13 protein-coding genes and 1 pseudogene are annotated in these 12175 nt (G+C 75.1%); 7 read left to right on the top strand and 7 right to left on the bottom strand.

What is annotated here, in order from left to right; all coding sequences use genetic code 11:
* Position 1 precedes the first annotated feature (1 nt).
* The 3 genes and pseudogenes from nadE to ACIGG8_RS05925 all read left to right on the top strand — a co-directional run.
* A complete protein-coding gene (gene nadE, locus ACIGG8_RS05935) occupies positions 2-841 on the top strand; it encodes an ammonia-dependent NAD(+) synthetase (protein WP_396546033.1) in 840 nt (279 codons plus the stop codon).
* On the top strand, positions 838-1935 hold the full coding sequence (locus tag ACIGG8_RS05930) for an ADP-ribosylglycohydrolase family protein (RefSeq protein ID WP_396546032.1): 1098 nt from the start codon (positions 838-840) through the stop codon (positions 1933-1935). The genes nadE and ACIGG8_RS05930 overlap by 4 nt, the downstream gene beginning before the upstream one ends.
* Positions 1890-2021 (top strand): annotated as a pseudogene (locus ACIGG8_RS05925) (ADP-ribosylglycohydrolase family protein); the annotation flags it as partial. The gene ACIGG8_RS05930 and the pseudogene ACIGG8_RS05925, both read left to right, overlap by 46 nt.
* On the opposite strand, the gene ACIGG8_RS05920 reads toward ACIGG8_RS05925, so the two are convergent.
* A complete protein-coding gene (locus ACIGG8_RS05920) occupies positions 2022-2549 on the bottom strand; it encodes an STM3941 family protein (protein ID WP_396546031.1) in 528 nt (175 codons plus the stop codon).
* Between the two features lie 96 nt (positions 2550-2645).
* A complete protein-coding gene (locus ACIGG8_RS05915; RefSeq protein WP_396546030.1) occupies positions 2646-2987 on the bottom strand; it encodes a hypothetical protein in 342 nt (113 codons plus the stop codon).
* A gap of 127 nt (positions 2988-3114) precedes the next feature.
* Between ACIGG8_RS05915 and ACIGG8_RS05910 the strand changes: the two genes are divergently transcribed.
* Both ACIGG8_RS05910 and ACIGG8_RS05905 read left to right on the top strand, forming a co-directional pair.
* Positions 3115-3882, top strand: coding sequence for an SDR family NAD(P)-dependent oxidoreductase (locus ACIGG8_RS05910; RefSeq protein ID WP_396546029.1), 768 nt, complete (start codon positions 3115-3117; stop codon positions 3880-3882).
* Positions 3883-4053: 171 nt separating this feature from the next.
* Entirely contained in the window at positions 4054-5265 is a 1212-nt protein-coding gene (locus tag ACIGG8_RS05905) for a glycosyltransferase (protein ID WP_396546028.1), read from the top strand.
* A 137-nt stretch (positions 5266-5402) separates the two neighbouring features.
* On the opposite strand, the gene ACIGG8_RS05900 is transcribed toward ACIGG8_RS05905, so the two are convergent.
* The 4 genes from ACIGG8_RS05900 to ACIGG8_RS05885 all read right to left on the bottom strand — a co-directional run bounded on the left by ACIGG8_RS05900 (position 5403) and on the right by ACIGG8_RS05885 (position 9814).
* The gene (locus ACIGG8_RS05900; protein WP_350520113.1) at positions 5403-6122 is read right to left on the bottom strand and encodes a hypothetical protein; all 720 of its coding nucleotides are present in this window, start codon (positions 6120-6122) and stop codon (positions 5403-5405) included.
* A gap of 239 nt (positions 6123-6361) precedes the next feature.
* A complete protein-coding gene (locus ACIGG8_RS05895; RefSeq protein WP_396546027.1) occupies positions 6362-8038 on the bottom strand; it encodes a DUF885 domain-containing protein in 1677 nt (558 codons plus the stop codon).
* Between the two features lie 224 nt (positions 8039-8262).
* Complete coding sequence (locus tag ACIGG8_RS05890; protein WP_396546026.1) at positions 8263-9177, bottom strand: SDR family oxidoreductase; 915 nt, start codon at positions 9175-9177, stop codon at positions 8263-8265.
* Between the two features lie 208 nt (positions 9178-9385).
* The gene (locus tag ACIGG8_RS05885; RefSeq protein WP_396546025.1) at positions 9386-9814 is read right to left on the bottom strand and encodes a DUF5997 family protein; all 429 of its coding nucleotides are present in this window, start codon (positions 9812-9814) and stop codon (positions 9386-9388) included.
* Between the two features lie 58 nt (positions 9815-9872).
* Between ACIGG8_RS05885 and ACIGG8_RS05880 the strand changes: the two genes are divergently transcribed.
* Together ACIGG8_RS05880 and ACIGG8_RS05875 are read left to right on the top strand one after the other, a co-directional pair.
* Positions 9873-10706: a LysR family substrate-binding domain-containing protein gene (locus ACIGG8_RS05880; protein WP_396546024.1), complete on the top strand. Its 834-nt coding sequence runs from the start codon at positions 9873-9875 to the stop codon at positions 10704-10706.
* A gap of 58 nt (positions 10707-10764) precedes the next feature.
* Positions 10765-11346 carry a DUF421 domain-containing protein gene (locus tag ACIGG8_RS05875; RefSeq protein ID WP_396546023.1) on the top strand — a complete coding sequence of 194 codons (582 nt, stop codon included), beginning with the start codon at positions 10765-10767 and terminating at the stop codon, positions 11344-11346.
* A gap of 63 nt (positions 11347-11409) precedes the next feature.
* On the opposite strand, the gene ACIGG8_RS05870 is transcribed toward ACIGG8_RS05875, so the two are convergent.
* Positions 11410-12138: a rhomboid-like protein gene (locus ACIGG8_RS05870; protein ID WP_396546022.1), complete on the bottom strand. Its 729-nt coding sequence runs from the start codon at positions 12136-12138 to the stop codon at positions 11410-11412.
* Positions 12139-12175: the final 37 nt, after the last annotated feature.

Raw genomic sequence — 12175 nt, 5'->3', positions numbered from 1 at the left:
CGTGACCGAGCCCCTGACCGCCGACCTCCAGCGGGAGATCGCTTACGCCCTCGGGGTCGCGCCCGTCCCCGACCCGGTGCGGGAGGCCGAGCGCCGGGCGGCGTTCCTCGCCGGGCAGCTCCGGGCCGCGGGCGCCCGCACCCTGGTGCTCGGGATCAGCGGCGGGGTGGACTCCACCACCGCCGGGCGGCTCTGCCGGCTCGCCGTGGACCGGCTGCGCGCCGAGGGGTACGCGGCGGCCTTCTGCGCGATGCGGCTGCCGTACGGGGTGCAGGCGGACGAGGAGGACGCCCGGCGGGCGGTCGCCTTCATCGAGCCGGACGAGCTGCTGACCGTCGACGTCAAGCCCGCGACCGACGCCGCCCTGGACGCCCTGCTCGCCGCCGGGCTGACCTTCGCCGACCACGCCCACGAGGACTTCGTCCGCGGCAACGTCAAGGCCCGTCAGCGGATGGTGGTCCAGTACGCGGCGGCGGGTGCCAACGGCGGACTGGTCGTCGGCACCGACCACGCGGCCGAGGCGGCCGTCGGCTTCTTCACCAAGTACGGTGACGGCGCGGCCGACGTGATGCCGCTGTCCGGCCTGACGAAGCGGCAGGTGCGGTCGATGGCGGAGGCGCTGGGGGCGCCGGCCGAGCTGGTCAAGAAGACCCCGACCGCCGATCTGGAGAACCTGGCCCCCGGCCGCCCCGACGAGGAGGCCCTCGGCGTCACCTACGACGCCCTGGACGACTTCCTGGAGGGCCGCCCGGTCGACGAGGAGGCCGCTGCCACCGTCCTCGGCCACTACCGCCGCACCGCGCACAAGCGCGCCCTGCCGACCGTCCCGGACCCGGCGTGACGTCGGAGCACCGGGGGTCGGCGTCCCGGGCCGACCGCGCGGGGCCGGACCGGGCCGACCGCGCGGCGCAGGCCCGGGCCGACCGCGCCGCCGGAGCCGTCCTCGGCGCGGCCGTCGGCGACGCCCTCGGCGCCCCGTACGAGTTCGGCCCGGCCGGCGCCTTCTCCGCCCGCTTCCCGGACACCCCCGGCGAGCTGGTCGCGGGCGGCGGCTGGGAGCGCGGCGAGGCCACCGACGACACCCAGATGGCCGTCCTGGTCGCCGAATCCCTGCTGGAGCGGGGCGAGTTGGACCTTTCGGACGTCTTCGACCGGTTCCGCCGCTGGGCCGCCGCCGACCCCAAGGACATCGGCATCCAGACCGAGACCGTCCTCACCAGCGGGATGCCGTGGGACCTCGCGGCCGCCGTCCACTTCAACACCACCATGCGGGCCGCCGGCAACGGTGCCCTGATGCGCGCCTCGACGTCCGCCGTCGCCTTCGCCCCGGCCGGGCGACGGGCCACCATGGACGCCGGCCGCCGCATCGCCGCCCTCACCCACGGCGACCGGGCGGCCTGGGAGGGCACGGCGATCTTCCACGAGCTGGTCCGCCTCGCGCTCGACGGTGCCGATCCGCTCGACGGGATCCCCGACGTCCTGGCCCACGTCGACCCCGACAGCCGTGAGCGCTACGCCGCCGTCCTCGCACCCGACTGGCACCCCGACCACGCCACCGAGCCCAACGGCGCCGTCTGGCCCTGCCTGGGTTCGGCGGTCTGGGCGCTGCGCACCACCGACGGGTTCGAAGCCGCCCTCCGAGCCGCGATCGACCTCGGGGGTGACACCGACACCGTCGCCGCCGTCACTGGCGGCTTGGCCGGGGCTCGCCATAGGGTCCGTCTTCAAGCCCCCGCCTGCGGGGCGACGCCGGGGCACGCACCTCGCCGCGTTGTCGTCGGTCGCCGATGCTCCGCATGGACTCCCTCCTCCGCCTTGCGATGCACGCACCCCAACGCCGCCCCGCCCGCCCTGCGGGCGGACGACGGGGGCTTGAAGACGGACCCCAGGGCCTGGCGGCCGTCCCGGAGCGCTGGACCGAACCGCTGCACCTGACCCTTCCCGGGTTCGGCGGCCCGGTCCGGCGGTCGCCGGAACTCCTGGACCTGGCCGTCCGGTTGGCGGCCTGGCGGGCTCCGTAGTCAGCCCGACACGACCAGTGCCGGGTGGTGCCGCCGCATGGCGGTGACGACCGCTTCGGGGCCGACGGGGAGGGTGGTCGTGGAGATGTTCGCCGGGCCGAAGCCCATCCGGCGGTTGGCCGCGGCGGTCGTCCGGACGGTTCGCGGGGCCCGGGCCAGGTAGCGGGCGGGGTCGGTCAGGACCAGCTCGACCACGCGCTGGGTGGCGCCCCTGACGGTGATCACCCGGATGCCGACCGCGGCGATCTCGTGCCAGGCGATCCGCCCGAGCTGCACGTGGTCCAGCCCGGCCGCGTCCAGCACCAGCTCGGGCCGGCCCCGGACGAGCCGGTTGGCGCACATCAGGGCGCACAGGCCGAAGAACAGCAGGCCGGCCCCGCCGACGAGCCGGTTCTTCACCGACCCGTCCCCCGTCGCGAGGTCCGCGCCGAGCGCCACGAAGGCCACCGCGCCGACCAGGACGAGGACCATCCGGAGCGGGGAGGAGCGGTACACGGTCGGCGGCACGGCCGCGGTCTGATCGGTCACGCCGGACAAGCTACCGGGCGCTCTCCGGCCCCCGCGGCCGGGGCCCCGCCCGCGGGGTCGGGCCCGGGTGGCCCCGGCGGCAGCGCCCGGAGGGGCCTACCAGGGGATGGTCGGCGGGTGGATGATCAGCATGACGACCACGATCGCCGGCAGCGCCAGGTGGCCGAGGAGGGAGCCGAGCATCGCGCAGCGCCAGCGGCGCTGCGGGGTCGACTTCCGACCGGCGGCGAGCGACCCCAGCAGGGCCGCGAAGAGGACCAGGGTGACCAGGACGAGTGCGGAGTTCACCGCGTCGCGCTGCCTGTTCGCGGCCTGCGCGCCGTTCCGGAAGGACGACAGCAGCCACCCGTCGATCGTCGCCGTCAGGACGCCCAGCACGGCGGCGAGGACCGCGTCTTGCGTCTCCTGCCCCCGGCCCTTGATACCGGTCCCCGTCACGGTGTCCCGTCCCCCCGGTGTCGACCCGCTCACGCGCCTCGCTACGGTACAGGGGAGCGGTTCGGAACCGAAGGGCCAGTCAGGCCCCGGATCGAACCGCGCCGACAGACGTACGAGAGGGGACGAAGTGACGGGGGAACAGCTCGCGGTGGTGTCCGGCGGGGGCACCGGGATCGGCCGGGCGATCGCGGCCCGACTGGCCGGGGACGGATACCGGGTGGTGATCCTCGGGCGCCGGGCCGACGTGCTGGAGCGGGCCCGCGAGGAGATCGAGTGGACGGTGGGGCCCGACCGGATCGTCCCGCTGACGGTCGATCTGACCGACCCGGAGGCGGTCGAGGAGGTGGCCCGCCGGATCGGCGAACTCGGGCCGGTGGACGCGCTGGTGAACAACGCGGGCGCCTCCGTACCGGTGCCCGAGGACGGCAGCCTGGCGGCCCTGGCGCGCTCCTGGCGGCACGGCCTGGACTCCAACCTGCTCACCGCCGTCCTGCTGACCACCGCCCTGCAGAGCCGGTTGCGCCGGCCCGGCGGACGGCTGGTCGTGATCAGTTCGACGGCGGCCCAGCGCGGCGGCGCGGGCCCGTACTCGGCCGGCACGTACGCCGCCGCGAAGGCCGCGCTGCACGGCTGGGCCTTCGGCCTGGCACGGGAGTTGGGTTCGGAGGGGATCACGGTCAACGTGCTCGCGCCCGGCTACATCGAGGAGACCGAGATCTTCGGCTCCTGGTGGAGCGAGGAGTTCCACGCCCGGAAGATCGCCGACACCCTGGTCGGCCGGGCCGGCACCCCCACTGACGTGGCCGACGCCGTCGGCTACCTGGTCTCCCCGGCGGCCGGGTACGTCACCGGGCAGGTCATCGGTGTCAACGGTGGAGCGGTGCTCGGGCGCTGACGCGTTCATCGATCGTCAACCGGGCGTCCCTACGGTGGGTCCGACCACGAACCGCAGCACCCACCACAGGAGCCTCCGCTGTCCAGGATCATCACCACCGCCCTGCCCGCCCACGGCCACACCGGCCCGCTGCTGGCCGTCTCCGCCGACCTCGCCGCCCGCGGGCACGAGGTGGTGTTCCTCGGCGGCTCGCGGTTCGCCGGGGCGGCGGAGCGGGCGGGGGCGCGGTTCGTCGCGCTGCCCGCCGGGGCGGACTTCGACGACCGCGACCTCGACGCGAGCTTCCCGGGACGGTCGAGCCTGCCGCCCGGCCCGGAGCGGCTCGCCTTCGACGCCCGGCACGTGTTCATCGCGCCGATCCCCGTCCAGTACCGGGCGCTGCTCGCGCTGCTGGCGGACTTCCCGGCCGACGCCGTGATCGCGGACGCCTTCCTGCAGGGCGTGCTGCCGCTGGCGCTGAGCCGCCCCCGGTCGCAGCGCCCGTTGCTGATCGGCGTCGGCGTCACCCCGGCCATGCTGCCGAGCGTGGACACCGCGCCCTTCGGGTCCGGCCTGCCGCCCTTGCCGGGGGAGGAGGGCCGGGCCCGCAACCGGGCGCTCGGGGAGGAGGCGGCCCGGCGCGGCGAACCGCTGCGCCGGTACGCCGAGGAGGTGCACGCGGAGCTGGGCGTCCGGCTGCCGGAGGGCCCGCGCGGGCTGGCCGCGGTCACGGTGCCGGACCACTTCCTGCAGCTGACCGTGCCGGGCTTCGAGTACCCGCGCAGCGACGCCCCGGCCGGCTTCCGGCTGATCGGCGCGCTGCCCGGGCCGGTCGGGGGCGAGCAGCCGCTGCCGTCGTGGTGGGGGGAGGTGACCGGTGGGCGGCCGGTCGTCGTGGTGACCCAGGGGACGCTGGCCAACCGCGATCTCGGGGAACTCGTCGCGCCGGCCGTCAGCGCCCTGGCGGAGCGCGACGTGCTGGTCGTGGCCGCCACCGGCCGCCCGGACGGGCCGCAGACGCTCGCCGCGCTGCTCGGCGGCGCCCTGCCGGGGAACGTGCGCGCCGCCGACTACGTCCCGTTCGAGCGGCTGCTGCCGAACACCGACGTGCTGGTGAGCAACGGCGGCTACGGCGGGGTGCAGACGGCGCTGCGGCACGGGGTGCCGCTGGTGGTGGCCGGGGCGACCGAGGACAAGCCGGAGGTGGCGGCCCGGGTGCAGTGGTCGGGGGTGGGGCTGGACCTGCGGACGGGCCGTCCGGCGGCGGATGAGGTCGGGCGGGCGGTCGACCGGGTGCTCGGCGAGGGCCGGTTCCGGGAGCGGGCCCGTGCGCTGGGCGCGGAGTTCGCGCGGTACCGGCCGTTCGACACCATCGCCGAGCTGGTGGAGACGGACGGGCGCTGAGCCGCCCCGCCGGCGGGCCGGGAGGCCCCGTCGGCGGAACGGCTCCTCAGCGTTTGTCAGCGCCCCGTCGGGGTCGGCAGCCCGTCCCCGTCGGCGTCGGCAGTCCGTCAGTCCCGTCGGAGTCGGTCTCGCAGCCGTCAGTCCCCGTCGGCGTCGGCCTCGGCGGTCGGCGTGCCGCCGGACCTGATGCCGAGCTTGACCTCGGCCGTCGTCCAGTCGGTGGCGATCGCCTGCTGGGCGGCGGCGAGGGTGACCTGGCCCTTGCAGATCGCGGTGTGCAGGTGCGTTTCCACCGAGTCCTTGGGGTTGTTCGGGCCCTTGCCCGGGACGTGGCCGGGGGAGGGCGGCTGGATCCACAGGTTGCGCGCGTCGTTGGGGTCGCCGCCGAGCTGCAGGCTGATCAGGTGGTCGTACTCGGCGTCGCCCATCGGGCCGGTGTAGCCGTAGGACTTGGCGTTGTCGGCCTTCTCCTTGCCCGTCAGGTTCGACGGCGGGCGGATGGTCGAGGTGTACCCGCCCGGCTTGCAGATGGTGTCCTTGAGGTTGTCCTGGGTGACCGCAGGGCTGATCGCGCCGGGGGTGCAGTTCGGGTCGGGCAACGGCTGCTTGTCCGCCGTGTAGCGGAAGTGGCAGCTGCCGGGCGCGGGCTGCGGCTGGGCGTCGTAGGAGCTCTTCGGGCCGGGCCCGGTCACGATCGCGGCCGGTGCGGGCTGGGCGGCGTCACCGCCCGCGGCCGGGGCGGAACTCCGGCCGCTGCTCCCCTTGGCGGTGTGGCCGCCGCCGGGCGAGCAGCCCGCGGCGGTGGCGAGCAGGACGGCCGCGGCCACGGCCAGGACGCGGCGGGCGGGAGCCGACACGGGGTTCCTCCATCTGGGTGTGCGTGAGCTGCGGTCACCCGGATGGCGGGGGCCGCGCCAGCGGACACTACCGTGTCGACAGGGCCGAAGGGGCGATGCCACGTCCGGGCGGGGGAAGCCTTTGCCGGGCGCGAGGAACCGTTTCCGCACCCATGACCGTCCGCCCGCCCCGGGAACGAGCCGCCCGCCCCGGGGAGCGAGCCGGGCGCCGCTCTCCCCGGGTGGGCCGGGCCGGTCGGCTACTGCGTCGCCGCGATCCAGTCCGAGACCAGCTCGTCCAGCACCCCCAGCGGCAGGCTGCCGTGCCCGATCAGCTGGTGGTGGAACTCCCGGACGTCGAACCGGGCACCGAGCGCCGCCTGCGCCCGCTGACGGTGCCGGACCAGCTCCCGACGGCCGATCAGGTAGGCGGTCGCCTGGCCCGGCCAGGCGAGGTAGCGGTCGATCTCGTTGCGGACGTTGGCCTCCTGGGTGGCCGTGTTGTCCCGCATGAAGGCCATCGCCCGCTCCCGGGACCAGCCGTAGTGGTGCATCCCGGTGTCCACCACCAGGCGCACCGCCCGCAGCGCGTCCATCGAGAGCATGCCGAAGCGGGCGAGGTCCGAGCTGTACAGCCCCATCTCGTCCGCGAGCCGCTCGGTGTACAGGCCCCAGCCCTCGACGTGGGCGGTCAGCTGGCCGCTCGGCTTCTGCCGGAACCGCGGCAGGTGGTGCAGGGTCTGCGCGACGGCGATCTGCAGGTGGTGGCCGGGCACGCTCTCGTGGAAGGCGATCGCCTCGTACTCGTACCTGAACCGGGTCCGCGGGTGCAGCGTGTTGATCCAGTGGGTGCCGGGCACCCCGCCCGGGCCCGGCGGCTGGTAGTAGGCCAGCGGGGCGCCCTCCGCCTCGATCGGGTCGATCTCCTTGGTCACGCAGTCGGCGATCGGGTACGGGCGGAACCAGTCCGGGCCGGCGCGGCGGGCCCGCTCCAGGGCGCCGTCCACCAGGGCGATGATCTCGTCGGCACTGTCGAAGCGGAGCGAGGGGTCCTCGCGCAGCGCGGTCAGCACGCCCGCGGCGTCGGTGATGCCGAGCACCTTGCCGCCCAGCTCGGCGAACTCCTCGCGCAGTGCCGCGACCGTGTCCAGCCCGATCCGGTGGATCTCCTCCGGGGTGAGGCCGGGCCGGGTGAAGCGGGCGACGGCGTCGGCGTAGCCCTCGGCGCCGCCCGGCACGTGGCAGACGCCGGCCCGGTCGTCGGGGCGGGCGTCCGGCGCCAACTGCCGGGCCAGCCCGTCCCGGTAGCGGGCCACCGCCGGGTGGACGGCGTCGCGCACGATCTCCCGGGCACGCTCGTACTCCGGCCGGCCCCGCAGCGGGCGCAGCAGCGTGGACTCCTCCGGGGCGGCGGCGAGGTGGCCCGCCAGCTGGGTGACCGCGGCGTCCACCCCGCTGCGCAGCGGTCGGCGGCCCTCGGCGGCGGCGTCCAGGGCCAGGCGCAGGGCGGCGTCGAGGTAGGCGGGCAGGCCGGCGAGCCGCTCCAGGTAGGCGTCGGCGCCCTCGTGGTCGACGGGGGTCATCGCGAGAGCGCCGAAGGCCTCGTTGTGCGCGGCGACGATGGTCGCCGAGACGCTGAACTCCTCCAGCCCGTGGGTGAGTCGGCCGATGCCGTTGTCGATCAGCCGGGCCAGGACCCGGTGGGTGGTCCGGTCCTCGTCGGCCAGCCCGTCGAGCGGGATCGCGGCGAGCCGGCCGCCGAAGCCCCGCAGGGCCTCGCGGTGCCGCAGCGCGGCGTCGCGGGAGGGGTCGGGCAGCAGGTGCGCGTAGCCCTCGACGCCGCTGAGGGTCGCGTCGAACGGGTTGTGGGTGTTCTCGGCGTCGAAGTACTCGTCGGCCAGTGCGGCGAGTTCGCTGTGCGGTGGCTGCTCGATCACGGGTCCCCCTGGTCCGGTGCAGTGCAGTGCAGTGCGGTTCGGTTCGGTGCGGTGAGTGCTCGGTGCGATCAGGGGCTCGTCGGCGGGCCCCTGATCCCCGGCCCGCGTTCCCCCGATCCCGCCCGATTATTCGGAGCGGCCGGCGGCGCGGTCAATACGCGGCGGAGGGAGGGGAGTTCAACTGCCGCCTGGTGTCGGCCACGCCGCCGGTGCGGTCCGGAGGGTCAGCGGTACGCCTCCGGGGCGGCCGGCTTCCCGGCGTCCTGCACCTCGACCAGGTAGCGCCAGCAGTCCGGGCGGCTGCCGTCCCGGTCGGTGAAGCCGTACTCCCGGGCGAGGTGCCCGCTGGACGTCGAGCGGCCGTTCCAGCGGGCGACCCCGGGGTCGGCGGCCAGCGCCGCGACTGCCCGGCCGACGAAGTACGGGGACTCGGAGATACCGAAGTGCGGCTCCTGGGCCAGCGCGTCGCGCCAGGTCTCCTCGGTGACGCCGAAGTGCTCCAGCATGATCTCGGAACGCATCCAGCCCGGGGTGAGCGCGACGGCGGTGGCACCGCGCGGGCCCAGCTCGTGGCCGAGCGAGAAGGCCATCCGCAGCACCGAGGACTTGGCCAGGTCGTAGAAGAAGGAGTTGCGGTAGGTGTCGCGGTTGTACTCGGCGGTGCCGTCCGTCATCTCGACGACCAGGCCGCCCGGGTGCTTCAGCAGCAGCGGGAGCACGTGGTGGCTGGTGACGGCGTGCGTCTCGACCGCCAGGCGCAGCAGCCGCAGGCCGTCGTCCAGGTCGTGCTCCCAGACCGGGACGTTCCAGCCGAACAGCTTCTCGGCGCCCCAGATGTCGTTGACCAGGACGTCCAGCCGGCCCTGCTCGGCGTCGATCCGCTCCACCAGGGCGGCCACCTGGGCCGGGACGAGGTGGTCGGTCGGCACGGCGATGCCCCGGCCGCCCGCCGCGGTGACCAGTTCGGCGGTGTCCTCGATCGTCTCGGGCCGGTCGTACTCGGAGCGGTGCTCCCGGGTGCTGCGCCCGGTGACGTACACCGTCGCGCCGGCCGCGCCGAGCTCGACGGCGATGCCGCGCCCGGCGCCCCGTGTCCCGCCCGCGACCAGCGCGATCCGCCCCTCCAGCGTTCCTGCCATCCGTACGCCTCCCTGTTCGCCGGCCCTGGCACGACTGTGCCGACCACGACTGTGCCGACGCCCGTGGGAACGGACGTCGGCACCATCGTTGCGCAGGGGTCCGACAATCGGCGCCGACGTGCGGGCGCCGGAGTGCCGGAGCCGTGGGCCGCCGGGCCGCCGGAACGGCGGCGGCGCGGGGCCGGGGTCAGCGGGCCCGGGCCGGGGGTCAGCGGGCCTGGGCGGCCTTCGCCTCCTTGGCGGCCTTGGCGGCGGCCTCCTTCTCCTGCTTCTCCTTGATCCGCACGGCCTCCTTGCGGACGTCGACCTGGTTGGCGCGCTCGTGCTGCAGCCAGAGCGGGTTCTCGGCCTTGATCGCCTCGATCTCCTCGGTGGTGAGCGCGTCGGTCACGCCGCCGCGGGCCAGGCCGGAGATCGAGATGCCGAGCTTGGCGGCGACCACCGGGCGCGGGTGCGGGCCGTCCTTGCGCAGCTCCAGGAGCCACTGCGGCGGCTCGGCCTGCAGCGCGTTGAGCTCCTCGCGGGAGACCACGCCCTCCTGGAAGTCGGTCGGCGCCGCGGCGAGGTAGATCCCCAGCTTCTTGGCCGCCGTGGCCGGCTTCATGGTCTGGCTGGTCTTCTGCTTGAGCGATGTCATGGAGACAAGGGTAAGGGAGTGCGCGGCCTCCTCCGGTCACGGTCGGTAGCCTTGCCCTGTGACAGACATGCAGGTGAACCCCGCCTTCCGGCTCGTGTACGTCCCCGGCGTGACCCCCGGCAAATGGGCCCGGGTCTGGGGCGAGCGGCTCCCGGACGTGCCGCTCGACCTCCTCGCGGTCCCGTTCGGCGACGGCGAGCGGACCCTGCGGGAGGGCGGCGCGGACGCCGGGCTGGTCCGGCTGCCGGTCGACAAGGACGTGCTGAGCGCGATCCCGCTGTACACCGAGACCACCGTCGTGGTCTTCCCCAAGGACCACTGGCTCGCCGCCGCCGAGGAGGTCACCCTCGACGACCTCGCCGAGGAGGTGGTGTTCCACCCGCTCGACGACACCCTCGGCTTCACCGTCGAGACCCTGCCCGGGCAGCCCGCGATCGCCCGCCCGGACTCCACGGCCGACGCGATCGAGCTGGTGGCGGCGAACGTCGGCGTGCTCCTGGTGCCGCAGTCCCTCGCCCGGCTGCACCACCGCCGGGACCTCACCTTCCGGCCGATGACGGAGGCGCCGCAGTCGCAGGTGGCGCTGTCCTGGCCGCAGGAGCGGACGACCGACCTGGTGGAGGAGTTCATCGGGATCGTCCGGGGCCGTACGGTCAACAGCTCGCGCGGCCGCGGGGCCGCGCCGGCGGCGGCCGAGGCGGCGCCGAAGAAGGCGGCGGCCGGGCAGCGCAAGCCGCAGCAGCAGAAGCCGGGCGGGGCCAGGGCGGGAGCGGCGAAGGCCGGCGGCCAGAAGGCCGGTGCGCCGAGGGCGGGCGGGCAGAAGCCGAAGCCGTCGGCCGGCGGGCGGGGCGCGGCGGCGGCCCGGCGCGGCAAGCCGAAGCGCCGGTCGTAGCCTCCCGTGCCGTAGCGTCGGCCCCGTTCCGTCGCGTCGTGGTGGGAGGAGCGGGGCCATGTGGCAGCACCTGGCGGTCATCCAGATGTCGATCGCCGAGAAGATCGTCCGCACGGTCGCGGTCTACGCGCTGATCCTGATCCTGTTCCGGATCGCCGGGAAGCGCGGGCTGGCGCAGCTGAACACCTTCGACATGGTGGTCGTGTTCCTGCTCTCCAACGTGGTGCAGAACGCCATCATCGGCAACGACAACAGCCTCTTCGGCGGCGTGATCGGGGCGGTCACGCTGGTCGCGGTGAACTCGGCCGTCACCCGCTGGCTCGCCCGGGACCCGCGGGCGGCCCGGCTCCTGGAGGGCACGCCCACCACCGTCGTCCAGGACGGCAAGCTGGTGCCCGGCGCGCTGCGAGGCCTGGCGCTGCGGGCGTCCGAGCTGGAGCACGCCATCCGGATCCAGAACGGCGACAACGTGACCGACGTCGCCCGGGCCCGGCTGGAGCCGGACGGCCAGCTGCTGGTCACCCTCAGGCCGAGCGAGCAGAACGCGACCCGGGGTGACGTCGAGGACCTGCAGCGGCGGTTGGAGAGGATCGAGCGGCTGCTCGCCGACCTCGCGGACGGGCGGCGGCCGTCGCGCTGACCGGGTGTCGTCCCCGTCGTCGGCCGCCGACGGGGTGGCGCTCCCGTCGTCGGCCGCGGAGGGTCACGGGTGGGCGTCCGCCGGGGCCAGGGCGTCGGCCCTTCGGCGGCGGGAGGCCAGCGCGGCCGCGGCGCCGGCCAGGGCGAAGCCGAGCGCAGCCGAGAGCAGGTGGCCGACGGTGGTGAAGTCCGGTAGCGGGCCGGGCCATTCGCCGTCGCCGGAGAGCGGCCAGGCGAGCACGAAGGCGGCCCAGGGGAGGCGGGCCCAGCGGGGCAGGGCGAGGGTGGCGAACGCGAGGCAGGTCTGGGCGCCGTAGCTGATGCCGTAGTCGGAGTCCTGGCGCACGCTCTCCGGGTACCAGCCGTGCCGCAGGGCGACCAGGATGACGACGGCGGTGATCAGGGTGGCGCCGATGTGCCCGCCGAGGAGGACGGCGGTGACGCGCAGCTTGCCGTAGCGGTGTTCCGCCCAGGCGAGGCAGCAGCAGATGCCGAGGCCGAGGGTGATCAGGGTGCCGACGAAGCCGGTGGAGGCGATGTCGGTGAGCGTGCCGTCGTAGAGCAGCGCACTGCCGAACAGCGCGGTGAGCGGGTGGTCGTGCAGGTTGTCCAGGTTGGTGCTGATGTAGGCGCGCAGGGCGTCCGCCCGGTCCGCGGAGAGGAAGCCGTCGACCCAGACGTGGCCCAGGACGAGCAGGCCGACGTAGCAGAGCGTCAGCGGCGAGCGGCGCGGGTACCGGAGCACGGCGCGCAGCAGCCGGGCCGGGAGCCCCCGTGGTGATCGAGCGTTCATCTGTCTGGTGCTGTCCCCGTCGAGCCGATAGTCCGAC

This window comes from Kitasatospora sp. NPDC085464, assembly GCF_044541955.1.
In the GTDB taxonomy this organism is placed as follows: Bacteria; Actinomycetota; Actinomycetes; order Streptomycetales; family Streptomycetaceae; genus Kitasatospora.
Note: the sequence above shows the minus strand (reverse complement) of the source record. Positions and strands in the feature narration are given on the sequence as shown.